The sequence below is a fragment of the Paenibacillus mucilaginosus 3016 genome (genome assembly GCF_000250655.1).
Classification (GTDB): domain Bacteria; phylum Bacillota; class Bacilli; order Paenibacillales; family NBRC-103111; genus Paenibacillus_G; species Paenibacillus_G mucilaginosus.
This window is the reverse complement of record NC_016935.1, coordinates 1,340,566-1,363,883: the sequence shown is the minus strand read 5'-3', so window position 1 is coordinate 1,363,883 and position 23,318 is coordinate 1,340,566. Positions and strand designations below refer to the sequence as shown.

The following is a 23,318-nucleotide window of genomic DNA, read 5'->3' as shown; positions in this document are numbered from 1 at the left end:
AACATGACAAGGAAGAACAGTCAGCCGGCAGCCTCTCCTTACATTCGCCCTCCCGCATCCACTAAGCCTTCCCTAACCGGATACCGATCTTTGTTATTGCGGCGGTGGGCGGTCGGCGGTCAGCGATTGGCGGCCGGCGAGCTTTGCACGCATTCTCCTCTCGGACTCGCGGATATCCACAAGGGGCCTCAAAGCCCGCCGGCTGCCCCTCACCTCTCCCTCTTTTTATCCCAAGGATCACCGAAGGTTACCTTACACTCTTGGCGCCTCTTGCCTGCGGAGCCGATGCAGCGCCGGAACAGGGTCATTGCATGTCAGCACCCCGGCGCCGCACTCCAGCGCATAATCCACCTGCGCTTCCGTATCGGGGCAGTAGCACCAGGTGAGCAGCCCCCTGCTCCGGTACGTCTCGACAATCTCCTTCGTCAGCTTGCCCATAGGGAAGGCGATCGCCCACATTTTGGAGTAGGTTCCCTGTTCCCCTTCCTGAAAGTGAAGCATGTCTTCTCCGAGGAATCCCTGCGTCTTCAGCCCATAGGTATCGTGCAGGTAAGCCACAATCTCCGCGTCGAAGCTGGTAAACACACAGCGGGGCAGCAGCCCGTAAGCCTGCAGCATGGCCACCGCCTGGTCCGCGGTCTGTACGGCATCGGGCGCAGGCTTAATCTCCACATTCAGGAGCAGATCCGGGTAAGCCCGCAGCTCCTCGCACAGCTGCGTCAGGCTGGGGATGCGCAGCCCCTCGAATACGGGGTCGAACCATCCACCCGCATCCAGTCCCCGCAGCTCCTCCCAGGTGTGATCGCGGACCGCCCCGGTTCCGTTCGTCGTCCGGTCCACCGTATCGTCATGAATAACGACGACCACGCCGTCTTTGGAGCGTCTCAGGTCAAACTCCAGCATGGCCGCCCCCGCTTCTACCGCCTTCCGGAAGGAGAGCAGCGTGTTCTCCGGATACGCCGCTTTATACCCCCGGTGACCGGCCACGGTCACCTCTTCCGCGGCCGCAAGCTTCTCGATCATGTCTTCCCTCTCCCTTTCCGGATGATGAACAGCCCGCTTTTACTGTCCTGCCAGGATGCGCTCAGCTTGCTTTTTGAAGGTTTCCAGCGAAGCCTGAATGTCTTTATTGTCATACATCACCGCTTCAATGACGGAATTGAATTCCTTCATCACCTCAGGCCAAGCCACCGATTTGTTGGTATCCACCGCATACTGAAGCTGCTCATAAGCCACCTTGCGGGCCGGCTCCTTCGCCCACAGGTCCTGCAGCTCCTTCGACTCGGCCATCGCTTTGGTAAAAGGCAGGTAGCCGGACTGCAGAATAAACGGAAGCGCCCCCTGCGGGTCCGTCTCCATCCAGCGGATGAATTCCCACGCGGCCTGCTTGTTCCCGGAAGAAGACATCATCGCCACGTTCGCCCCTCCGGTCGGACTCGCGAACTTCTGGTCCTTCGGAAGATAGGCGGTGACGTACTCGAACTTGGCGGTATTGATCAGGGAGCCGATCGTGCCGGTAGACTGGAACATCATGGCCGCCTTGCCGCTGGTGAACATCTGGTTCACGATATTCCCCGAATCCTTGGCCGGAGGATAGAACAGGGCTCCCGTCCCCTGAAGGTCCTTCAGGTAGCCGAATACCTTGCTTCCCACCCCATTATCATAGAAGCCGATCGTCTTCTTATCCTCGCTGAAGAAGGTCCCGCCCGCCTGGGTGATCATCGCCATGGGATACCAGGTGTCGAACGGCATGGTCAGACCGTAGCGCTTCACTTCGCCGCCTTCTTTGACTACCAGAGCTTCCGCCGTGGTCTTCAGCTCGTCCCAGGTTGTCGGCACCTTCAGCCCCTTCTCATCCAGCAGCGTCTTGTTAATGTGAAGGATGGGGGTGGAACGGTTCAAGGGCAGCGATACCAGCTTGTTGTTAAAGGTGGAATGGCCCATCAGTCCGGACACGAAGTCACCCTCGCTGAGATTCGAGGATTTCATCAGCGGACCGAGATCCTCCAGTACGTCGGCATCCGCGAACATCTCCACATAAGCGCGCTCCAGCATGGCGACATCCGGGGCCGTCTTGGAAGGAAGAGACTGCTGGAGCTTCGTGACCATCTCGTCATAGCTCCCCTGGAAGGTCGCCACAACCTCCACGTTCGGATGCGAATCGTTGAACCGCTTCACCATCGCATCCATATACTCTCCGTTCTTGCCGCCGAGGGAGTGCCAGAACTGCACGGTCGTCTTCCCGCCTTCCGCCGGTTTCTCCGAAGCAGGCTGGGCGGCCGGAGCAGCACCGGTTGCGGCCGGCTCCTCCGGCCCCCCGCAGGCCGTCAGCGTCCCCATCAGCAGAGCGGCGGTGCACAGCAAATGCGTCTTCTTCATGGTAAATCCCTCCATAATAGGTAGTAGTGGGATGCGGCGGCTGAGAACCGCCCCATGCACAGGAATCTTATTTGATCCCGGAATACACGAAAGCTTTGACAATCTGCTTCGAGCAGAACAGATACACGATAAGAATGGGCAGCACAAGAATGACGTTGCCCGCCATAATGATATTCCAGTTGCTGATCCCCTCGGTCTCCCGCAGTTTGGCGATGCCCAGCGTAAGCGGACGGACATGCGTCGCGTCGGTCATGACCAGGGGCCAGAAATAATCGTTCCAATGGCTGACGAAGCTGAAGAGGGCAATGGTGGCAAGGGCCGGCATCGACATAGGCACCATAAGCCTCGTGATGATCTTGAACTCCCCCGCGTTATCCAGCCGTGCCGACTCGATGATCTCCTGCGGAATTTGCCTGAAATACTGCCGGAGCAGGAAGATGCCGAAGGCATTGGACATGAAAGGAACAATCTGCGGCAGCAGCGTGTCGACCCAGCCCCAGTCCGCCATGGTCATATACACCGGGATGAAGGTGATCTGGGAGGGAATCATGAAGGCCAGCAGCACCAGCCCGAACATCAGCCCGCTGCCGGCAAAGGTATACTTGGCAAACGCATAGGCGGCGGGAATCATCACAGCGAACTGAAGGATAAGGATCGCGGTCGTAATGACGATCGAATTCCGAGCATACGTCAGGAAGGGCCCGGCGGTCATCGCTTCGGCAAAATTGCCCCACTGCAGAGAGGACGGGACCCAGACCGGCGGGAACGACATCGTCTCCTCGAACGTTTGGAGCGAAGTGGAGATCATCCACAGAAAGGGAAAGAGGAAGACCAGCAGAATCAGCGCCTTGCCGGCATGATCCAGCAACCTCAGGAGCAGGCTCCTGTCCATCATACTCATTGGTAATGCACCTTCCTGGACAAGAATCGGAAATACAAGAGCGTCAATCCGCCGATGATCGCCATGAGCACAACGCCGGTGGCCGAAGCAAAGCCGATATTGGTCGTCCTATAGCTGTAGATATAATACACCAGGGTTTCGGTGGCGCCGTTCGGCCCTCCGCCCGTCATGATCTGGACGGTATCGAACACCTTGAAGGAGCCGATTGTCATGACAATCAGGATGAAGAAGAGCTGGGGCGAAATCATCGGCAGCGTGATCCGGAAAAAGACCCTGCTGCGGCTCGCCTGATCGAGAGCGGCCGCCTCATAGAGGCTGGGCGGAACGCTCTGCAGCGCCGCAAAAATAATCAGCGTGTAATAGCCGACATTGTGCCACACCGATACGAGGATCACGGACGCCATCGCCGTGGCGGAGCTCTGAAGCCAGGGGGATGGCGGAAGCCCGACGGCCTTCAGCATGAAGTTCAGCAGGCCGAGATTCGGTTCCATCAGCCACATCCAGACCAGGGCGATCGACACGATGGACACGATATGCGGCGTGAAGATGCCGGCCCTGACGAACGCGTTCCACCGGGAGCTTCCGCGCAGCCACAGGGCTGCCAGCAGGGCCAGCACCAGGGTGAGCACGACTACTCCCAAGGTATACACAGCCGTGTTGAGCACGGACCGGTAGAAATCCTCCCTGGTAAAAATCCGGATATAGTTCTCCCAGCCGACGAATCTGCTCTTCGAGGGATTGAGCAGATTGTACTTATGGAAGCTGAGATACCCGAGGTACGCGACAGGGTAAAGGACAAAGAGAACGATACCCGTCATAGCCGGGGCAATCATCACATAGGGGCGGATCCGCATCCAGAGCTCCGTGCTACGCATGGGCATGCCCTCTCAGCATCCCCAGACAGGCCCTGTGCTCCGGATGTCCTTCGTCCATCCGTCGGCCGTCCCGGTCGAAGAAGTAGAGCCGGCCGGCACCTACGCCGAGATGAACCTGCTGCCCTACGGCGAACGAGTCATCCATGCTCTTCACCATATACGAGCGTCCCTGCTCCCGGATCTGATACAGGGTCTCGGAGCCCAGCATCTCTCGGGTGACAATGGTGCCCTCAGCCCGGAAATCAGCCGCCACCGGGTATAGCGACAGTATGGCGTGCTCCGGACGGAAGCCGAACGCGATGCCGCCCTCTCCGAGCCCGTTCACATTCATCGGAGGAACCCCGATGAACTGGGCCGTGAACAAGTTGCTCGGTCTCCGGTACATCTCCTCCGGGGAAGCCTCCTGCTGGATCATGCCCCGGTTCATCAGGACGATAGTATCGGCCATCGACATGGCCTCCACCTGATCATGGGTGACGTAGACGAAGGTCGTCCCCAGCTTCTTGTGCAGCTCGATAAGCTCCAGGCGCATCTGCGCCCTAAGCTTGGCATCGAGGTTGGACAGCGGCTCGTCCATCAGGAACACCGAGGGCTTCTTGACCATCGCCCGGGCCAGTGCGACGCGCTGGCGCTGCCCGCCTGACAGGGTCGCAGGCTTACGGTCCAGATACGGCTGAAGACCGACCGTTTCGCTGATCGTCTCCACGAGCGCCTTGCGTTCCGCCTTCCCCACCTTGTTGTTCTTGAGTCCGAATTCAATATTCTCCCGTACGGTCATGGTCGGATAGAGCGCATAGTTCTGGAATACCATCGCGACTCCTCTTTGGCCCGGAGGCCGCCTCGAGACGTCGGTTCCGCCGATGATTACCGAACCGCTCGTCTGGGGATCGAGCCCTGCGATCATGCGCAGCAGCGTGGTTTTGCCGCAGCCGGAAGGACCGACGAGGACCGTGAAGGATCCGTCGCGGATCGTGAGACTGAGATCTTGGATGACCGTGGTCTTCTCGAAGGTTTTGGTCACTTGGACGATATCAATGGATGCCAATCTTCTTCCTCCTTGCCTTGTAAGCCGTCCTGCGCGCACTACACGGTATACACGGTAATTCCGCTCTCCCGGAAGGGCGCAAGTTCCTGCTCCGATGCTTCTTTGCCGGTGATCAGCGTATGAATGGCTCTCAGGGGCGCGACCGTATGCAGAGAAAGCTTGCCGAGCTTGGTATGGTCGGTCACGACGATGACCTCCTGGGCGGCGCGGATCATCGCCTGCTTGGCCGGCACGAGCTGGGATTCGGGATGCATCAGTCCATGCTGCGGATGGAGAGCCGGTGTCCCGATAAACGCCTTGGATGTGTGAAGCGCCCCGAGCGCCTGATCCGTGAGCATGCCGTTCAGCATATAACTCGAAGGATACAGCTCCCCGCCCGTTACGATCACCTTCACCCGGGGAGCCTCCCTCAGTTCCGCTGCGACATTCATATCGTTGGTCACTACGGTAATATGAGAGCGCTGCGTCAGGTTCTTCGCGATGTGCTCGGTGGTTGTGCCCGAATCCACGATGATGTGCTCCCCGTCCTCCACCAGGCTGGCGGCCATCCGGCCGATGCGCATCTTCTCGTCCAGGTGCAGCGAGGAGCGCTCGGAGAACGGGGGCTCATCACGGGTCCACTGTTCCACGACAACTCCGCCATGCGTCCGCTTCAGCAGCCCCTCCGACTCGATCTCCGCCAGATCTCGCCGAATCGTGGCTTCATGCACCTGGAATTCGCGGGCCAGCGCATGGACCGAAGCGGTGCTGTGCCTCCGGACGTAATCAACGATGCGCTGTTTTCTTTCCGCTGCCAGCATGCTCCGTCGCTCCTTTCGTCCAGCCGGATGCTCCGGCAGCACACTGGGGCTCGCCCGAAGCATGCCCCTTAGGACTGCCCCGGAGCTCTTCTCCCGGCTGCGGGAGACAGGCGGGCACGTCGACAAGCGAACTCCGCAGCGTGCCGTCCCCATCCCCCATGAATCCTTGAATATCCTGTTCCATAGTCCCCCTGAACTGCCCGTCGAAGTCTGCTGTAATCTCAATCGCGCAAAAACAAACACGTTGAACATATCCGTGCACGTTTTTGCTCGTTTACTTTTCTAAAATAAACATTCTGTATTTGCTGAATATCATCCCGGTGTGAATCTTTCGTAAATCCTGTCGAATCATGGCCGATTGGGATAAACGGCTGTGCCATCCTTAGGGACGGTGTGCGTTTATTAAACTTATGCAGATGACAGAAACGAGCTTAAGCGAGTTATATTTTCGGATATGTCAAAAAGACCCGCCGACGGAACCGTGTCAGGTACCGTACGTCGGGTCTTGGTTCAGTGCTGTTCGTTCAACTTCCCGGCAAGGGAGCCAGGAAAGCATATACCGTGATAAAATGGCAGCCGCTGCCTGCTAGCACGAAGAGATGCCAGATCACGTGATGGTACCTGAGACTGCGCCAGACGAAGAACAGAATGCCCGTGCTGTAAAGCACTCCGCCGGCGAGCAGCCAGGCGAGTCCTTCGGGCGGCAGCTTGTCCTGCAGCGGCCCGAGCAGGAAGACGATGAGCCAGCCCAGCACGAGATAGTAGATCATCCCCCAAGGCATGAATCGCCGGATGATCCAGCGGACGAGCCCGATGCCGGTGAAGGCCAGCGTCCAGACCAGACTCAGCATCGCATAGCCTGGCACCCCGGGAAAGGCATAGACAAGAAAGGGCGTATAAGAACCGGCAATCGCAATAAAAATGGCCGCATGATCCAGCCGTTCGAACCGTTCGATCCACTTCGCGGAGCGGGCGCTGTGAAGCAGCGTGGAGGACAGGTAGAGCAGGGTGAAGGACACCCCGTATACAGCGCTCGATATCGTATAAGCTGCGTGGCTGAATAGCGCGGCCCGCTGCAGCAGCAGGACGAGCCCGAAAGCACTCAGGACCGCTCCGATGCCGTGAGTCCATGCGTTCCATCGCTCTTCCCGCAGTCTGGTGAGATCCATAGGGTAATGCCTCCTTCCGTTTGGTCGCGAAACGCTTTGGCTGTCTGGCAATCTCCCCTAGGTTTCCCAGCCGGGACCCGAAGCATGCGAAGCGGTATCCGGAGACAGCGGATTCAGTTATGTCCGTAAAACATACCCGCTCACCCGGAAAAATGGGGTTTACATCCGGGGAAAGATATGGTAACTTAATTTCCATAGTTATAGAAATACCAAAACACAACAAGGGTGATCCTCATGGTCCAAGAGAACGCAGAATTACGTGAAGCTGTCAAAGTATACAAAGCGCTCGGGGAACCTACCCGCCTGAAGATCGCCATGCTGCTCACCGAGGAGAAGAACCTGTGCTGCACCGATATCAAGAGCAAGCTTGAATCCATCGCCGGATCGACGCTGTCCCATCACCTGAAGCAGCTGACGGACTGCGGGCTGCTCGACCTTCGCAAGGACGGCACGTTTATTTATTACAGCGTAAATAGAGAAATGGCGCAGAAATACGCCCCTTACCTGCTGCAGTAATTTTTTTTGCTTGTTATTTCTATATTTTTAGAAATATAAAATTTGAGGTATGAAAGGAGCTTAGGAAATCATGTCGAACACGTGGAAAATCTACCTGCTCGCTGTCGCCAGTTTTCTGGTCGGTACGTCGGAAAATATTATTGCAGGCATATTGGATAAGGTGGCAGCTGACATCGGCGTATCGGTCTCCGCTGCCGGCCAGCTCATTACCGTCTTCTCCCTTGCCTATGCCTTCGGTACGCCCATCCTGATGGCAGCCCTGGCCCGGATGGAACGAAGGAGGCTGCTGCTCTACTCCCTGGCTGTATTCGTAGCCGGCAATCTGCTTGCGGTTACCCTGACCGGCTATTCCTTCCTTATCGGTTCGCGGATTATTCTCGCGCTCAGCACCGGTGTATTCGTCGTCACCGCCCTCACTGTGGCCTCCAAGCTCGCTCCTCCCGACAAGCAGGGCAGTGCCATCGCCACCCTAGTCATGGGCTTCAGCACCTCCCTGATCGTCGGCGTGCCTCTCGGAAGAGTCATAGCCGCGGCGTATGATTGGCAGTGGATCTTCGGCGGTATCGGTGTACTGGGGGTTCTTGCCATGCTGGCCGTTGCCTGGGTCATTCCACGGACAGAAGGCGAACAGCCCGTACCGATCCGGGACCAGCTTGCGCTTCTGAAGCAGCCGAAGATTGCCGCTGCCTTACTCGTTACCTTCTTCTGGATCGCCGGCTATTCGATCACCTATACGTATATCTCCCCGTTCCTGCTTACCGTAACCGGAATGAGCGAAAAAGGAGTGAGTGCCGCCCTGTTCGCCTTCGGCATTGCCTCCCTGCTCGGATCGAAACTCGGCGGGTACGGCACCGACCGCTGGGGCGTTCCCCGCACTCTCATCGGCGGCATGCTGCTTCATACGCTGACCCTGGTCGCGCTGTCCCTCGCCGCCCATTCTTCCGCAGCCATGTTCCCTCTGCTGATGCTGTGGGCATTCTCCGCCTGGTCGTCCGGCCCGACGCAGCAATATAACCTGATCCTGCTCGCGCCCCAAGCTTCGGGGATCATGCTCAGCCTGAACTCCTCCGTGCTGCAGCTGGCGATGGCCGCAGGTGCCGGCATCGGCGGCGTGGTCATCCAAAGCGTCTCCCTCGCTTCCATCTCCTGGATCGGGGCAGCGGGCGTAGCCGTGGCTGCAGTGACCGCGGCAGCTTCCCTTCGGCTGTCCCGCAAGGGATCTCCAAAGGAGAAGCGCTCCGAACTTGAGGCTGCGCTGCAAAAAGCAGGAACCTGACACGCATGGAATCAGCCTGAACAGCCCCAATTGGCTAATGCAAGGAATCAGCCTGAATGACCGGACCTTGGCACGGATATCCTAAGGGTTGTTGTTCCCCCGCCACTTCTGTTATTATAATAGTAACAGTTGCAAGGCATCATGCTATCCTTAGGAGGTACTTTACGATAATGACTGCTACCCATACAGACGACCTGCTGCAGAATCTGACCCTCTCCGTGCTGGACCTGGCGCCGATCCGCACCGGCAGCACGGCCGCAGAGACCTTCCGCCATACGCTCGACCTTGCCCGCCATGCCGAGCAGTGGGGCTACCGCCGCTTCTGGCTCGCGGAGCACCACAGCATGCCCGGCATTGCCAGCTCGGCCACTTCCGTAGTGATCGGCTACGTAGCCGGGGGCACCGAGACCATCCGCGTCGGCTCCGGCGGCATCATGCTGCCGAACCACGCGCCGCTGATGATCGCCGAACAGTTCGGCACGCTGGAGTCCATGTACCCGGGCCGCATCGATCTGGGCCTTGGCCGCGCGCCGGGCTCCGACCAGTACACGGCCCGTGCTCTCCGCCGCGGCCTCGGCAGCGACGGCAGCGACTTCCCGGAGCAGCTCAGCGAGCTCCGCGCCTACCTGAGCGGCGACCCTGACAGCCGCCCGATGGGCGTGCGCGCCGTACCGGGTGAGGGCCTCGACATCCCGATCTACCTGCTCGGCTCCAGCGGCTTCAGCGCCCAGCTGGCCGGCCAGCTCGGGCTGCCGTTCGCTTTTGCGAGCCATTTTGCCCCCGAGTACCTGCTGCCCGCGCTCGATCTGTACCGCAGCAACTTCCGGCCGTCGGAAGTGCTGGAGAAGCCCTACGTCATTGTCGGCATGAACATCGTGGCCGCCGACACCGACGAAGAGGCGCAGCGTCTAGCGACCTCGCACCAGATGGCTTTCCTGAACATCATCCGCGGGCGCACCGGCCAGCTCAAGCCTCCGGTGGACAGCATGGATACGCTGTGGAACGAGCAGGAGAAAGCCATCGTGCTGAAGCAGCTCGGCTACTCGATTGCGGGCAGTAAGGCCACCATCCGGGAGAAGCTGCCGCGCTACCTGCAGGAGACCGGCGCGGACGAGATTATCGTCACCGGGCAGATTTATGACCACGAAGCCCGCCTGCGGTCGTATCAGCTGCTTGCCGAAGCAGTGAAGGGCCAGTAGAGTGCAGCCCCAGGCTGCTCATGACAGAAGCCAAATGCATCCGGCCGGGGGCCGGGTCATTTGGCTTTTTTTGCGGTGAAGAGGAATGGGCCCAAATCACATAAAGATCGCCGCGGCGCTGTAGATCAGCAGCAGCCCCATCAGCACATTGAAGGACCTTTGCCAGCCGGCGAGGAACCTCTGGAACAAGGAACCGAAGAGCGCCCAGCTCGAAGTCGACAGAATGCCGACCAGCGCAAGTCCCAGAGCGAACAGAATCAGACTGAGATGGGACTGGTAGAACGGCAGAATGAACGTGGAGGTCACCGTAATCCCGTACAGGATCGCCTTCGGATTGACGAATTGCAGAACGGCGCCGGCTGCGAAGGAATTCATGGACTCGGGCGCCCCGTCCGGATCGCCCGGTTTGCTCCTCATGATTTTGACCGCTAGATAGATCATATAAGCGCTCCCGAGCAGGCTCATCACGAATTGGATCGTGGGTATGAGGCTGTACAGGAACAGATTAAAGTAGCTGCACAGCATCACAATCACGAAGAAGCCGGCGCCGACCCCCAGGCTGAAGCGAAGCGTTCCGGCGAACCCGTACCGGCTGGCATTCGACATCGCCATGAAGTTGTTGGGCCCCGGTGTGAAGCTGGTCACGAGCACATACAGCAAGAACGGTACAAAACCCATTGTGATCCACCCCTAACATGCTCTATAATTGCACAAAAAGTGCGCCTTAACGTATGTACGTTATGATTATACAATACAGACGTCATAACGCACAACCAAAAAAAGGGGGATCGTCATGGGCATGGACAATATTAATGTGGTGCTCGCCAAGAATCTCAAGCTGCTGCGAGAGAAAGAGAAGCTGAGTCTGGATAAGGTGGCGGAGCTGACCGGCGTCAGCAAGACGATGCTCGGGCAGATCGAGCGCGGGGAATCCAATCCCACGATCAATACGGTATGGAAAATCGCGAACGGCTTGAAGGTGAGCTTCACTTCGCTTATCCATGATCTCCGGCCGGATGCCGTCGTCGTACCGAAGAGCGAGATCGGTGCGCTCCACGAGGATAACGGCAGCTACCGGATCTATCCGTTCTTCCCCTTTGAGGACGGGAGGCGGTTCGAGGTGTATACCATTGAGATCGACAAAGGGGGATACCTGAGCGCCAATCCGCATCAGCCCGGGACGGAGGAATTCATCACGGTCTTCGACGGGGAGCTGACCGTCCGGATCGACAATGCGGAGTATACGGTCAAGGCCGGGGATGCTATCCGCTTCAAGGCGGACAAGCCCCATGACTATCACAATTCGGGCAGTGTAATGACGCGCATGAGCATGGTCATCCACTATGCCTGATGCCTCGGCCGTGGGTTTAAACATACTTCAGGCAGAACCCGCTCGCTGTAGGATAAACGGCTTCCCCGTCCTTTACGGACGATGCACATTGATTAAATACAAAATCGAGCCCTGGCGAGATATACATTCATAATCGTCTCAACGAAAAACACCCTTCCGGCGGAAGGGTGTTTGTTTGTGTGCAGAGGGCTGGATCGGTGGAACGAAACGACTCGGGCATATCACGCTCGACCGGCAAGTGCGGACGGTCTTTGCCCCGGCAAGCCCCGTGATGGTGAAATAGAGGAACTCCGGTGCGCTATCCTTGGTCGCGGCAGGGCTGTTTTCATTTTAACGGAACGGAGATTCGCTATTCCGGGGTTTGAGCCGGCTTTTCCCCCAATCGGACAGCAATAGAGCATCTGAGTTCCCTTATATGCGGCGGAACCCGTAAAACCATGCCAATAAGGCATCCAGGTTCCTTTATTTCAATCGGAGCCCTCGATGCAAAGCCCCTATTCTACTCGGACAGAAAGATTTTATCCTTCCTCATCTCCCCGCTCGGGTCGAACCATTCCACCTCCAGATAGACACTGCGAATGGGAGCCCACTTTCCAAAAGGGGTTTCTTCGGTCGCCCCCAGCTTCCTTAGGTCCTGGAATGGGGTGCTTCCCGGTGGTCCGGACGTGGATCCAGCCAACACAACGTCAGCCTGCTGCTTGTCTTCCTTCTGTTCATAGAACGTGTATTTGAAGTAGGAAGTCCCGGCCGCCCTCTCCTCCGGATCACCCACATGCGTTAATTTCGCTCCTCCCCGCCACAGCTTGTTTTCGGTACGGACTACCGTATAATGATCCACCTTCCAGGTCGGACTCTGACCGCTAAACGTTTGAACCTTAACGGTATGCTCACCCTTCCGGGATGTAGTACTTATAGAGAACGTTGTATCCAGTCGGGAGAAATAGAGCAGGCCGAAGGTAACCACGTTGGTTAAAAAGAAGAGAATAAGCAGCAATGTAATAAGCCGTTTGTTGATATGCATTCTACCTCTTCCCCCCTTACAAACTCACATCCCCTACATATATTAACAAATATTTCCACATGCGAAAACCACATTCTGCTTATGCCTATCCCCTTAAGTTCCTGCATCTGCCTTCGTCACAACAAAAAAAACGATGCCGGCCTATAGACCAACATCGTTTCGCCTGCTATGCTGCCAGCCCATACTCTATTGAGAAACGGCTTATTTAATGCTCCCTAGTCCTGCCCCCTCGCCCGCCAGCCGCAGGAGGGCCTCCGGGATCGGCAGCCCCTTCCCGCCGGTCAGCTGCTCCAACAGCTCCGGGCCCTCCGAAGCCTCCTCCTCCGCGGATTTGATCGCTTCGATCTCCTTGTGCAGCTTCTCCATCTTGCGGTCCAGGGCCGTAGCCGAATCGGCGGCGTCCTTCAGCTCTTCGAGCAGCCGCGGCGGCACGGAACCGTCGTATTTGTAGAAGATTTTGTGCTCGAGGCTGGCCCAGAAATCCATCGCGATCGTCCGGATCTGTACCTCCACGTACACGGGCTCCTGCCTGTCCGACATGAACACGGGCACCTGAACCAGCAGGTGGAGGCTGCGGTAGCCGTTCGGCTTCGGGTTCTTGATATAGTCCTTGATCTCCACGACATGAAGGTCGGACTGGTTCTTCAGCATCTCGCTGATCCAGTAGATATCCTCGACGAAGGAGCAGGTGATGCGCAGTCCGGCGATATCCCGGATCGTCTCCTTGATGCTGGCGAGCGATTCCCCTCCCCCTTTGCGGTTCAGCTTCTCCAGGATGCTCTCCGGGGATTTGATGCGGGACTTGGTATGCTCGATCGGATTGTATTCATGCAGGAGATGGAACTCCTCATTAAGAATATTGATCTTGGTCTCGAGCTCTTCCAGGGCAAACTTGTACATCATCATGAAGCGCGTCACTTTATTGCGGATGTCGCGAAGCTGGTCGATCTGTCTCTTTTCCATAGCTGTTCTCCCCTCCGAAGGATGCCCTTAGGGTTTCCTCCATTGGAAGATAATATAGCGTACGGGCCGCACGGCGGCAAGCTGAGACAAACGGATTCGCCGTCCTGCAAGGATCATGCGCGTTTAGAAGGATGACAGAATCGAACCCTGGTGAGACAGCAATCTTATCTTCGCTGCAAAAAAGCGCCGCCCCCTCTCAGGGGACAGCGCCTTCCATCGGATGTATCTGGTTACGAATCCTCCGCCACTCCGCCATCCGGTGCAGCTCCTGAAGCTTCCGTTCCCGCCGCGGCGTCAACGGTGCCTTCCTCCACCCGGACGGAAGCCGTACGCGGATCCCACGTCAGGATCAGGACCTTCGGTTCGGCCGGGTTGCCGTCCGTGTCCACGGCCCGCAGGGTGAACCGGTTCGGCCCCGGATACAGCGTCACATCCGCCGTGAAGCGCAGGGATGCATCGACCTTCGCCGCCCGCCCGTTCACGCTCACGCTCGCCGGCTCGCTCACCGATCCCGACAGGCGGTACACCGCGGAGGTCACCGTTCCCGATCCATAGACGGATGCGGCAACCGTGCCGCTCTGCTGGTCCGGACGGATCTCCGGCAGCCCGAGCAGGCCCACCTGGCGGAACACCGACGCATTGTAATTGTCGATGAGGTTGTTTTCTTCAGCAGCTTCCGCCGCCAGACCGATGTACACCTCGTTCATGCCCGGGAAAGAAGCCGTCGAGACGAGCCTCCAGTCCGTGCCGTTCTGCGAAATGTAGCCTTCGACCGTGTCGCCGGTTTTGGCCAGCTTCACGTAATACGGCGTGCGCAGCGCCACGATCGGCGGTGTCTCGGCAAGAGGCTGCCCTGCCTCCCCGCGGTGATAGAACACCCCGACATACGCCTCGCCGCGGACGGACAAGGCCATCATGGCCTCCCGTGCCAAGGGCTCCAGGCTCTCGCGGATGATGACGCCCGCCCGGTTATGCGGGGTCGTATTCGTCAGCGTGTCGATCCGGGCCACGATCTCGCCGCTGCCTCTAAGCTTGCGGTACGCCGTGTGGAAGGAGTCGTTCTCCCGCCAGTTGCCCGCCCCCTTGACCGTGATGCTGTCCCCGCTGACCGACACGTGGCCGCGGATTCCCGGCTCCCCGATATCCTTGGAGATCCAGGGGTAGATCGAGCCTCTGGTGTTCACATGAACAGGGACCGTGGAGGAGTCCGTCGCATAGCCCTTGCGGTCAACCGCTTTGGCCCTCAGGAAATAGCTGCCGTCCTTCAGGTTCTTCCACTCGAAGCTGTACGGTGCGTAGGTGTCCTCGCCAAGAAGCACGTCATTGGCATAAAACTGCACCTTGGCTACCGTCCCGTCCGGATCCACCGCATCCGCTTTCAGGGTCATGCTGCCGCCGGCATCCGCGAGCCGGTTGATCTCCGGCGAGGTCAGCCGGACGACCGGACTCCGGTCCCCTTTCCAGACGATGGAGTTCAGGTACCTCTCGAGATGCGTATACCCGCCAGGCGTCTGCGTACCGTTACGGTCCGCGGCATCCGCCGGATTCAGCCCTTCGGCGGTTTCCCAGGCGTCCGGCATGCCATCGTGGTCGGCATCTGCAGGTGCCGGCGCGCTCTTCAGCTCAGGCCACCCGCCCACCTCCGCCTGCGAGTTGATCTGCCGGCCGGTCCGGTCCCGCACATCGGCCGTCAGACGGGCATCCACGCTGTCCCGCTTCGGCAGCACCGCGCCGGCCTGCTCGAGCACCAGACGGTACGCTTCCTCCGCCGAATGCGTAGTCACGGGATAGGCCGGGATCGGCTCCGTGACACGCTCTTTGCCCGCGTCGAGATCCACCCCGAGCCAGTTATCCGCCGTGACGTCCGGGAACGAATCCACATAGTTGCCGTTCACGTAGACCTTGCCGTTCGCGCCGGTCAGCTCATACAAGTTGGTCCGCTCGGAGATATTCGTATCCGGACCGTACTTGTAGTAATTGTTAATCATATTCACATCGGCATGGTCGCCGCCGTAGGACGTCTGATAATTCCAGTTGTAGATGACGTTGTTGCGAAAATCGAGCGTTTTGCTCTCCGTCAGCGTGCCCTTGTAACGGGCGTTGCGGCTGGCGTTGTGGATGAGCAGGTTGTGGTGGTACGTGGAATTGCCGGCCCCCCAGAGACCGCCGAAGCCGTGGCGTCCCTTCTGGTGCCTCGACATATGCAGCGCCTCGCCCGCGATCGACCACTGGACGGTGACGTTGCGGTTCTCGTAAGGCGAGAGCACCTCGTCGATCGCCCATGTGAACGAACAGTGGTCGATGATGATGTTCGCATGCTTGCGGATCGACATCGCGTCCTCCTCCGCCAGGACGACGTCACCGGGACGGAACCGCAGGTAGCGGAAAATGATGTTATCCGCATCGACAATGACCGGATAATGGTTGATCGAGATCCCGTCGCCCGGTGCCGTCTGCCCGGCGAAGGTGAGGTTCGAGCTGCGGATGATCAGCTTCGACTTCAGGTTGATGTTCCCCGACACGCGGAACACGATCGTGCGGTTGCCCTGCGAGACGGCATCCCTCAGGGAGCCGGGGCCCGAATCGTTCAGATTCGTGACCTCATACACGGCGCCGCCGCGTCCGCCGGTCGTGTACATTCCTCCGCCTTCCGCGCCGGGGAAAGCGGGAAGCGTCCCCTCCGCCGCAGCGGACGGCGGGATGGAGCCCAGCAGCAGCGACGGAACCAGCAGGGCCGCCAGCAGCCTCTTCGGTCCTTGTCTCTTCCTCATACATGCATCATCTCCTTGGGATAAAATGAGTGCGTGGATAGGTGCCCAATCCAATGGGCTCAGGCGGGCTCCGTGTCGGTCGACTGGAGTCAGCCAATCCACCGCCTGTTTCGGTGCGGTCCGTCCAGGTCACCTCCTTTCCAAGGTGGAGTGTAGGGTACGGGTCCGGAGGCGGACGCCGAAGAACCTACCGGCCGCTTTCGCGCAGGCGACAAATAAACTTACGGTAACGGCCTCCCTGCTTCGAGGGCCTCCTTCATGCTCTTCCTCCGGCCTCTCTTCTCACATTCCCTCGTCCGGGACCATCCGCCCCCGCTCCGCTTCGGCGGTAAACTTCAGCGTACGGCCCGCGCTCAAGCGGACCGGGAAGGAAGGCCCGGTGCAGCCGGCGGCCCAATCACTTCCCTCCGCTTCCACCGCAGTCAGGCGGAACCCCGGAGGCAGTGTCAGCAGCAGGTTCGTCTGGCGTCCTGCCGTCACCTCCCCTTCGAGCTGCCCGCGCTGCAGGTTCCAGGCGAAGCTGACGCGGCCGGTCTCGAAGCGCAGATCCCGGACACTCCCCTGCGCCCAGGAAGCGGGCAGAGCAGGCAGCAGCTTCACACGGCCCGGCGCAGCCAGGAGCAGCATCTCCTGCACGGCGGAGACCCAGCCGAGGTTCGCGTCCATCTGGACCGGCGCCCGGCCGTAGGACAAGCTTACCCCCATATGCCGCCAGTCGTTATGTACGGTATAGAGGTTATCCTGCAGGCACGAGCGCGCGAGCATGGCCAGACACTCCAGCGCCGGCTCCCCTTCTTCCATACGGGCATAAATATTGGAGAGATGGGCCCACGACCAGGCGGTCTGGTCGCCGATCCCGACGACCTGCCGCCTGCGCACCGCCTCGGCGAAGGCTTCGAAGAGCGCCGGGTCGCTGTCCCGCGAGACTTCGTAAGCCGGAAACACCGGGTAGATGTGTGAGATATGCCGGTGCCGGTAGCGGTCCGTAAAATCGGGATGAAGCCACTCGCGGACGGCACCATCCCCGTTGACCTCATAGGCGGGAATCCGCTCCAGCAGAACGCTCCACCGCCGGACCGCTTCCGGCTCCCCTTCCCCTGTGAGCTCCACGGCCTCCAGAAGATCCGTGAGCAGCTCCTTCAGGATCGCGAAGTCAAGCAGCGCATTGACCGCCGTCGGCATGGCATGGGCCATCGCTCCGAAGACGCCTTCTTCGGAGATATAATTGCCCGGTGTGTTCTCCGGCGACACGGACGGATACGAGACGAGCCTGCCGTCCTCCCCCTCCACCAGGAAGTCCTCATAGAACAATGCCGCTTCCTTCATGAAAGGTAACGCCCGCCTGCGAAGGAATTCCAGGTCCCCGGTGAACCGGTAGTATTCATAAAAGTGGCGGGCCAGCCATCCCGCCGCCCCCGTCCAGTGCATAATCACCGGCACGGTCTGGAAGGGCTCGGCCATGCCGGGCGTCGTCCCTGCAGGGATGAAAATTCCCCGGCAGCCGTACAGCTTCCTCGCATTGTCCCGGAAGATCTCCAGGCGGGACTCGTAATAGTCCAGCATGGGCAGGATCAGCTCGGACAAGCCGCCGGCCGCCGCGTGCCAGTACATCATCTGCACATTCTCATTGGCCATGAAATGGCTCCAGACCGCCTTGTAATCGCCGCACCACAGGCCGTACAGGCCAAAAGGAAGCCCGCCCGGACGGGTCCCCGAGATGAACAGGTAGCGCCCGTATGCCCACATCAGCTCCGCCAGAGCGGGGCTCAAACCGCCTTCATACGCCTCCTGGAGCAGCTCATCCGTGTACGTGCAGGACGCCTCCTCACCGGCACCGCCCAGGTGCACGTCCGCGGAGCGCATCAACGGCCCATGCAGCGCCGTATGGCGGTCCAGCAGCTCGCTGTACGTCCACGCGACTTCGCGGAGCTCCGCTTCCAGCCGCGTCCACTCCTGCGAGCGGTCGCCTCCGGCAAACACCTTCACCAGGATCAGCACCTTGTCGGCGCCGGTAACGGACAGACGGCCCTGATCCTCGCCGAGACGCCCTCCGGCAGGCACCGCCCGCAGCACCGCGCCGAAATCCCGGCCGTCATCGTTGCGGGCGGCATACCGGAGGAAGCCGTCCGCCGCCGTGATCTCCAGCGACTCGGACACATAGGAGGGCATGTCCGGACGGCTGGCCGTCCCCTTCTCATGCGGCTGCAGGAGAAGGGCCACATCCACGCACCCTCCGCGGGACCCAAGCTCATAGACGATGAGATCGTCGCTGCGGGAGACGAAGAGCTTCCGTTCGTACGCCGCCGCTCCCTCCTCCCAGCGGACGGAGACTTCCCCCGTCTCCAGGTCCAGCTCCCGGCGGTAACGGCGGAAGCCGGCCTGCGCCGTACGCACCACCTTCAGGTCCGCCAGCGGCAGCGGCGTCTCGCGGACCGGCTCGTATCCGGCTTCGCGGAGCCGGCCTTCCAGCAGCCCGTTCGCTTCGCGGTAGGCGCCCTCGTCCATCAGGCGCCGGATCTCGGCCAGCGTCCCGCTGACCTCCGGCAGCTCCTGCTTCGTGCCTCCGGTCCACAGCTCCGCGTGGGTCAGGAGCACCGTTTCGCTGCCGATGGCTCCATGTACGGCGGCACCGATCAGGCCGTTGCCCGACGGCAGCGCCTCCCGCCACAGCTGGCCCCACCACGACGCCGGCCGGCGAAGGACCAGCCTGCGCCGGTTCCGGCCGCCGTAGGACGGTGCGCCGTCCCCCTTGCCGGCACCCGCCTGCTGCGAACCCTTCACACCGCCGGCTGTCTCCTTCTGCGATCCCGCCACGCCGCCGGCTCCCGCTTCCTGCCATCCCTTCACGCCGCCGGCCGCCTCCTCCTGCCATCCCTTCATGTCTTCCACCTCCTGCTGCGGCCCGTCAGCCCTCGCTTCCGCTGCCGGAGCCTCCGCCCCCTTTAAGGCCCAGGGTCTGCCGCTGCGGATCGTCCTGCACCGGAGTTCCTGCGTCCAGCCGCTCCATATGCCGATTCTTCTCATGGCTCACCTCTTGCACCCGTTACGGCTAAAGGCTCCACCCGCGGCCCGGACCGCACACCGATGGTGCAATCGCTCCAGCCGCCGCTTCTACTCCTGCGGTACCTCCCGCCTGCCGGGCCGGCCTACAGCCAGGGGTTCAGCCCCTCGGCGCGGACCGTCCAGCTGCCGTCCTGCGGGAAGCCGGGCGCATGCCCCTCCGGCCCGCCCTGCCAGCCGCCGGCCATCAGCGCCACGGCCGCCAGCAGCCCGCCGTTGCCCGGCAGGTAAGCGGTCAGCCCCGGGCGCTGGTAGTTGTGTCCGCTGGGCAGGTAGGTGTTCTTGACCTCCTCCTTGAGGAGCAGGTCGACGGCCAGGGCGCCCTCCCCGAGCCGGGCGGCGGTCATCGCCGCCATCGGGAAGTCCCAGCCCCAGGACGTCTCCCACCGCCAGCTCTCGAGCACCCGGTCGAGCGTAGCCCGCATCACTTCGCGCTTGGCGAGCTTGCCGGGCAGCAGGCCCAGCGCCCCCAGCATCGAGGGGTGGTCGGTGTTGAAGGCGGTGTAGGTGTCCGGGCACCGCTCATGCGCCAGGTACACGCCGTCCTGCTCCGGCAGCGCCGCGAGATGACGGTATACGCGCTGCCAGCGGTCCGGCACCGGCCGCCCGAGCCGCTCGGCCCAGCGCATCGCGGTCTCCAGCCCGTGATGCCAATACTCCAGCTCGTAGGCCGGGTTCCGGCAGCCTGCGGGCTTGTGGTTCTCCTGCGCCGGGATCACCGGCGGACCGAGCACGTACCGGCCCTCCGCCTCGTCCCAAGCGGCGAAGGAAGCCATGAATTCCGCGGACTCCAGCACAACATCCGCGAAGCGTTCCAGGGTCTCCCTGGTCGGGTCGGCCCGGTAGACCAGCTCCGCGAACACGATCGGGTGCGGCTGCTGCCAGATCAGCAGTGCCGCGATCGGCGACGGGCTCTGGTCCCCTTCGGGACCGACCATCTTCGGCCACCTCGCCCCGGTGTAGCCCTGCGAAGCTGCCAGCGCCTTGGCCTTGGGCAGGATCGCCCGGTACCAGTCCATGCTGCGCAGCAGCAGCTCCGTGCGGCCCCAGAGCGGAAAATGCACCGCATGCCACCAGTGCATCTCCAGATGCGGCTTGCCGAACCAGCTGTTGTAGAGCAGCCCCGTTTCCTGCGGAGGCACGGAGCCCGCCGAGTGGATTGCGGTCAGGAACTGCGAGAGCACGATGCGCCGCTCCAGTTCGGGGGCGCGGGAGTCCCGGCTGTCCGCCAGCTCCACGGCGGCTCCCTCCTGCCAGAAGCGCTCCCAGTGACGGGCGCTCGCCTCCAGAACGCCGCCGCTGCCGGGAAGCTCCGGCGGCTGCCGGTCCTGCGAAGCGAACGAGAGCGTGAGCTCCAGCCGCCCGCCGGGAATGCCGCCCAGTACCACGTACGCGTGGGGCTCCTCCTCCCGCTCCAGCTCTCCCTCCGAGAGCCGGAGCAGGGCTCCATAGCCGTCCTCATCCATCGTCCGCCGGATGAGGAAGCCGCCGTCGCCGAGGCGCTCCAGCTCACTGCGGTGCTCCTCCGGCCCGTCCCAGTGCAGCCCCGTCGTCTTGTCCCAGGCCCGGGAGGTTACCCCCGGGGCAGGGAACCGGAGAGAGAGCCCCAGCCGGCCCTCCGCGAGCAGCGGGCTCTCCACTGTCACGCCGATGCCGTCGAGCTCCGGATGGCAGACAGTCTGCACCGTCACCGGTACGCCCCCAGCGCGGAACCGGCTCGTCAGAATGCCGGTCCACAGGTCCAGCGTCTGCTCCGCGTCCGTGATCTCTTCCGGCGTCATCCGCCCGCCGTTCTCCCGCAGGAGCAGCAGGCCCAGCTGGCCGAGCTGCAGCCGGTGCGGATTCTGGCGCAGCCAATGATACGCCTCCTCGCGGTCCTCGGCATGCACGGGATACCCGCCGAGGCCTGTGGCCTCATCACGGTACTGCAGCCGGACATCGTCCAGCGTCCAGACCTCCCGTCCTCCAGAAGAATGCCAGCCCCACTGGGACTGGGTGCCGAGCGGCACCTCGTACGCTTGCGGGAACGTCTGCAGCCCCGTCAGGTCGGCCGTGAACGCGAACTCCCCGTTGCCGACAGACAGCGGCGACAGCGGCAGCACCTCCCGGATCACCGGATTGTGCCGGCGGACCAAAGCCTTGCGATCGATCGTTGTCATAGCTCCTCCTTCTCCGAGATAAACGGCTTTGCCGTCCTTTACGGACGGTACGCGCAGAGGGGCCTTCCCCACCGGCCCCCCTGCTTCACTGCGCTCCGTCATCCCTGCAGCATATCTCCCTTATTTCCGGGAGTCCTTGTTCCTCTTCCAACCTGCTTCCGGCGGCCTGCCTCATCCCAACTTCCCCTCTGACGCAAGCCGCTCCCCCTGCGCATTCAGAATCGTACCCTGCCACCGGGGAGTCCGGCATAGCCCTACGGCTGCTGCTTCCGGTACTGTTCCACGCGTGCGTACCATTCCTGCACGCGCTTCGTGACCGCGTCGCCGCCGGAAGACTTCCACTTCTCCACGAACTCGTCGAACTTCTCGAGCGGCCATTCGCCGATGATGATCTTCGCCACATACTGCTGGAACAGCTTGTGCGACTGGATATCCGGGAAGCCCTCATAGACGGAGGAGCTCATGCCGTCCCCGGCGATCCGGCGCGCCTGCGAGATGCCGACCTCAAAAATATCCATGACCATCTTCACCTGGTCGGCCGAATACGTCTGCTCGATGCGCTTCTGCATCGTTTCCTTCGTGCTGAAGTTCTGCATGCCGAGGGCGATCGGGCGGTCCTCCGACTCCGGCAGCAGCTTCTTCACCCCGTTCACCACTTCGTGCTGCAGGCCTTCGACCCCGAAGCGGACGAAATCTTCATTCTCCGGGTTGTAGTAGAAATCGAGCAGCTTCAGCGCATTCGGCGCATTCTTCTCGGAGGCGGTCGGGATCATCCACTCGACCTCGCCCATCGATTTCTGGGTCACGAAGCCCGTGAAGCCCTCCACCTTCGGCAGCGGCATGCCGGCTACGTAGGCATCCGGCGCGGTCTTTTTCATCGCGGCATATTTATCCTTGAGCGAGGCGGGCAGATGGTACCAGTGGCCGACCAGGTTGTTGTTGATCTTCGCCTGCCATACTTCCCCCTTGTTCAGGAACGTCTCGGTGTCGAGCAGCTTCTCCTTATACATGTCGCGGATCATGGCGATCGCCGCCTTCATGTTCGGCGTGATGCCCGCATACTGGATCTGGCCGTCATAGACGTCCCACTCCGGGTTGCCCTCCCACATCGCGACGCCGTACATGCCGAACAGGTGGTCCATCCACTTCCCGAGCTCGCGGCCCGTCGTCGGCAGCTCATCCGCCTTGCCGTTGCCGTTCGGGTCCTTGTCGCGCATCGCCCGCATCATCTCGAAGTACTGCTCCTTCGTCTGCGGCATCGGGAGGCCGAGCTTATCGAGCCAGTCCTTGCGGATCATCGGGACCCGTTCCGGAATCGTGTACACCTTCGGGACAAAATAAATCTTCCCGTCCGGCGAAGCCGCCCGCACGATGTCCCATGCTTCCTTCGGGATCAGCTTCCACACGTTAGGCGCATATTTCGGGAGCAGGTCGTCGAGCGGCAGCGCGCCTCCCTGCTGGATCAGCGTCTGCTCCACGCCGCCGATGGGCCGCAGAATATCGGGCAGATCGTCGGAGGCGATCATCACGTTGAGCGTCTCGGCGGGATCGGAGCCCGGCGCCGAGGTCATGAGCTGGTACTCGACCCCTGTCCGGTCGGCGATATATTTGATGTGCTCGTTGCTCCCCTCGGGAATTTTTCCTTTGCCGAGGTGGCTCTTGAACACGCGTACCTTCACCGGTTTGCCGTCCTGGCCTGCCTCCGCCCCCTGCTCGGCTCCCTTGTCGGAGCTGCAGCCTGCCGCCAGCGCCGCCGCCAGCACCACTGTCAGACTCGACCGGGCTACCGTGCCGTAACGCTGTTTTGCGCTTTTGTCCATACCCATCTTCGCC

18 protein-coding genes are annotated in these 23,318 nt (G+C 61.0%); 4 read left to right on the top strand and 14 right to left on the bottom strand.

Features of this window, described 5'->3' with window-relative positions:
* Positions 1-252: 252 nt before the first annotated feature.
* The 7 genes from PM3016_RS06165 to trhA all read right to left on the bottom strand — a co-directional run bounded on the left by PM3016_RS06165 (position 253) and on the right by trhA (position 7,169).
* The gene (locus PM3016_RS06165) at positions 253-1,023 is read right to left on the bottom strand and encodes a glycerophosphodiester phosphodiesterase family protein (protein WP_014368776.1); all 771 of its coding nucleotides are present in this window, start codon (positions 1,021-1,023) and stop codon (positions 253-255) included.
* Between the two features lie 39 nt (positions 1,024-1,062).
* Positions 1,063-2,379 carry an ABC transporter substrate-binding protein gene (locus tag PM3016_RS06160; protein WP_014368775.1) on the bottom strand — a complete coding sequence of 439 codons (1,317 nt, stop codon included), beginning with the start codon at positions 2,377-2,379 and terminating at the stop codon, positions 1,063-1,065.
* Between the two features lie 67 nt (positions 2,380-2,446).
* Positions 2,447-3,271 (bottom strand): carbohydrate ABC transporter permease, encoded by an 825-nt coding sequence (locus tag PM3016_RS06155; protein ID WP_420798966.1) that lies wholly within the window; start codon positions 3,269-3,271, stop codon positions 2,447-2,449.
* A 5-nt stretch (positions 3,272-3,276) separates the two neighbouring features.
* Positions 3,277-4,155, bottom strand: a complete 879-nt coding sequence (locus PM3016_RS06150) for a carbohydrate ABC transporter permease (protein WP_014368773.1) — start codon at positions 4,153-4,155, stop codon at positions 3,277-3,279.
* Positions 4,148-5,200 carry an ABC transporter ATP-binding protein gene (locus PM3016_RS06145; RefSeq protein ID WP_014368772.1) on the bottom strand — a complete coding sequence of 351 codons (1,053 nt, stop codon included), beginning with the start codon at positions 5,198-5,200 and terminating at the stop codon, positions 4,148-4,150. The genes PM3016_RS06150 and PM3016_RS06145 overlap by 8 nt, the downstream gene beginning before the upstream one ends.
* Positions 5,201-5,238: 38 nt before the next feature.
* Positions 5,239-6,000 carry a DeoR/GlpR family DNA-binding transcription regulator gene (locus PM3016_RS06140; RefSeq protein ID WP_013917494.1) on the bottom strand — a complete coding sequence of 254 codons (762 nt, stop codon included), beginning with the start codon at positions 5,998-6,000 and terminating at the stop codon, positions 5,239-5,241.
* Between the two features lie 524 nt (positions 6,001-6,524).
* Positions 6,525-7,169 carry a PAQR family membrane homeostasis protein TrhA gene (gene trhA, locus PM3016_RS06135; RefSeq protein WP_014368771.1) on the bottom strand — a complete coding sequence of 215 codons (645 nt, stop codon included), beginning with the start codon at positions 7,167-7,169 and terminating at the stop codon, positions 6,525-6,527.
* A 234-nt stretch (positions 7,170-7,403) separates the two neighbouring features.
* Between trhA and PM3016_RS06130 the strand changes: the two genes are divergently transcribed.
* The 3 genes from PM3016_RS06130 to PM3016_RS06120 all read left to right on the top strand — a co-directional run bounded on the left by PM3016_RS06130 (position 7,404) and on the right by PM3016_RS06120 (position 10,160).
* Complete coding sequence (locus PM3016_RS06130) at positions 7,404-7,685, top strand: ArsR/SmtB family transcription factor (RefSeq protein WP_013917492.1); 282 nt, start codon at positions 7,404-7,406, stop codon at positions 7,683-7,685.
* Positions 7,686-7,755: 70 nt separating this feature from the next.
* A complete protein-coding gene (locus PM3016_RS06125; RefSeq protein WP_014368770.1) occupies positions 7,756-8,961 on the top strand; it encodes an MFS transporter in 1,206 nt (401 codons plus the stop codon).
* A 170-nt stretch (positions 8,962-9,131) separates the two neighbouring features.
* Positions 9,132-10,160, top strand: coding sequence for an LLM class flavin-dependent oxidoreductase (locus PM3016_RS06120; protein WP_014368769.1), 1,029 nt, complete (start codon positions 9,132-9,134; stop codon positions 10,158-10,160).
* Positions 10,161-10,256: 96 nt separating this feature from the next.
* On the opposite strand, the gene PM3016_RS06115 is transcribed toward PM3016_RS06120, so the two are convergent.
* Positions 10,257-10,838, bottom strand: a complete 582-nt coding sequence (locus tag PM3016_RS06115) for a LysE family transporter (protein ID WP_013917489.1) — start codon at positions 10,836-10,838, stop codon at positions 10,257-10,259.
* 115 nt (positions 10,839-10,953) lie between these two features.
* On the opposite strand from PM3016_RS06115, the gene PM3016_RS06110 reads away from it, so the two are divergent.
* Positions 10,954-11,511, top strand: coding sequence for a helix-turn-helix domain-containing protein (locus tag PM3016_RS06110; protein WP_013917488.1), 558 nt, complete (start codon positions 10,954-10,956; stop codon positions 11,509-11,511).
* A 499-nt stretch (positions 11,512-12,010) separates the two neighbouring features.
* Here PM3016_RS06110 and PM3016_RS06105 read toward each other — a convergent pair whose 3' ends face one another.
* The 6 genes from PM3016_RS06105 to PM3016_RS06080 all read right to left on the bottom strand — a co-directional run bounded on the left by PM3016_RS06105 (position 12,011) and on the right by PM3016_RS06080 (position 23,311).
* On the bottom strand, positions 12,011-12,532 hold the full coding sequence (locus tag PM3016_RS06105) for a hypothetical protein (protein ID WP_013917487.1): 522 nt from the start codon (positions 12,530-12,532) through the stop codon (positions 12,011-12,013).
* A gap of 201 nt (positions 12,533-12,733) precedes the next feature.
* Positions 12,734-13,495 (bottom strand): GTP pyrophosphokinase, encoded by a 762-nt coding sequence (locus PM3016_RS06100; RefSeq protein ID WP_014368768.1) that lies wholly within the window; start codon positions 13,493-13,495, stop codon positions 12,734-12,736.
* A gap of 230 nt (positions 13,496-13,725) precedes the next feature.
* Positions 13,726-16,266, bottom strand: coding sequence for an Ig-like domain-containing protein (locus PM3016_RS06095; protein ID WP_014368767.1), 2,541 nt, complete (start codon positions 16,264-16,266; stop codon positions 13,726-13,728).
* Between the two features lie 282 nt (positions 16,267-16,548).
* Positions 16,549-19,290: a glycosyl hydrolase family 95 catalytic domain-containing protein gene (locus PM3016_RS06090; RefSeq protein ID WP_014368766.1), complete on the bottom strand. Its 2,742-nt coding sequence runs from the start codon at positions 19,288-19,290 to the stop codon at positions 16,549-16,551.
* Between the two features lie 122 nt (positions 19,291-19,412).
* The gene (locus PM3016_RS06085; RefSeq protein ID WP_014368765.1) at positions 19,413-21,485 is read right to left on the bottom strand and encodes a glycoside hydrolase family 65 protein; all 2,073 of its coding nucleotides are present in this window, start codon (positions 21,483-21,485) and stop codon (positions 19,413-19,415) included.
* Between the two features lie 254 nt (positions 21,486-21,739).
* Positions 21,740-23,311, bottom strand: a complete 1,572-nt coding sequence (locus tag PM3016_RS06080; RefSeq protein ID WP_014368764.1) for an extracellular solute-binding protein — start codon at positions 23,309-23,311, stop codon at positions 21,740-21,742.
* Positions 23,312-23,318: the final 7 nt, after the last annotated feature.

Coding starts and splice junctions, on each gene's coding strand:
- PM3016_RS06165 (WP_014368776.1), bottom strand. CDS start 1,023: ATGATCGAGAAGCTTGCGGCCGCGGAAGAGGTGACCGTGGCCGGTCAC.
- PM3016_RS06160 (WP_014368775.1), bottom strand. CDS start 2,379: ATGAAGAAGACGCATTTGCTGTGCACCGCCGCTCTGCTGATGGGGACG.
- PM3016_RS06155 (WP_420798966.1), bottom strand. CDS start 3,271: ATGGACAGGAGCCTGCTCCTGAGGTTGCTGGATCATGCCGGCAAGGCG.
- PM3016_RS06150 (WP_014368773.1), bottom strand. CDS start 4,155: ATGCGTAGCACGGAGCTCTGGATGCGGATCCGCCCCTATGTGATGATT.
- PM3016_RS06140 (WP_013917494.1), bottom strand. CDS start 6,000: ATGCTGGCAGCGGAAAGAAAACAGCGCATCGTTGATTACGTCCGGAGG.
- trhA (WP_014368771.1), bottom strand. CDS start 7,169: ATGGATCTCACCAGACTGCGGGAAGAGCGATGGAACGCATGGACTCAC.
- PM3016_RS06130 (WP_013917492.1), top strand. CDS start 7,404: ATGGTCCAAGAGAACGCAGAATTACGTGAAGCTGTCAAAGTATACAAA.
- PM3016_RS06125 (WP_014368770.1), top strand. CDS start 7,756: ATGTCGAACACGTGGAAAATCTACCTGCTCGCTGTCGCCAGTTTTCTG.
- PM3016_RS06120 (WP_014368769.1), top strand. CDS start 9,132: ATGACTGCTACCCATACAGACGACCTGCTGCAGAATCTGACCCTCTCC.
- PM3016_RS06115 (WP_013917489.1), bottom strand. CDS start 10,838: ATGGGTTTTGTACCGTTCTTGCTGTATGTGCTCGTGACCAGCTTCACA.
- PM3016_RS06110 (WP_013917488.1), top strand. CDS start 10,954: ATGGGCATGGACAATATTAATGTGGTGCTCGCCAAGAATCTCAAGCTG.
- PM3016_RS06105 (WP_013917487.1), bottom strand. CDS start 12,532: ATGCATATCAACAAACGGCTTATTACATTGCTGCTTATTCTCTTCTTT.
- PM3016_RS06100 (WP_014368768.1), bottom strand. CDS start 13,495: ATGGAAAAGAGACAGATCGACCAGCTTCGCGACATCCGCAATAAAGTG.
- PM3016_RS06095 (WP_014368767.1), bottom strand. CDS start 16,266: ATGAGGAAGAGACAAGGACCGAAGAGGCTGCTGGCGGCCCTGCTGGTT.
- PM3016_RS06090 (WP_014368766.1), bottom strand. CDS start 19,290: ATGAGAAGAATCGGCATATGGAGCGGCTGGACGCAGGAACTCCGGTGC.
- PM3016_RS06085 (WP_014368765.1), bottom strand. CDS start 21,485: ATGACAACGATCGATCGCAAGGCTTTGGTCCGCCGGCACAATCCGGTG.
- PM3016_RS06080 (WP_014368764.1), bottom strand. CDS start 23,311: ATGGGTATGGACAAAAGCGCAAAACAGCGTTACGGCACGGTAGCCCGG.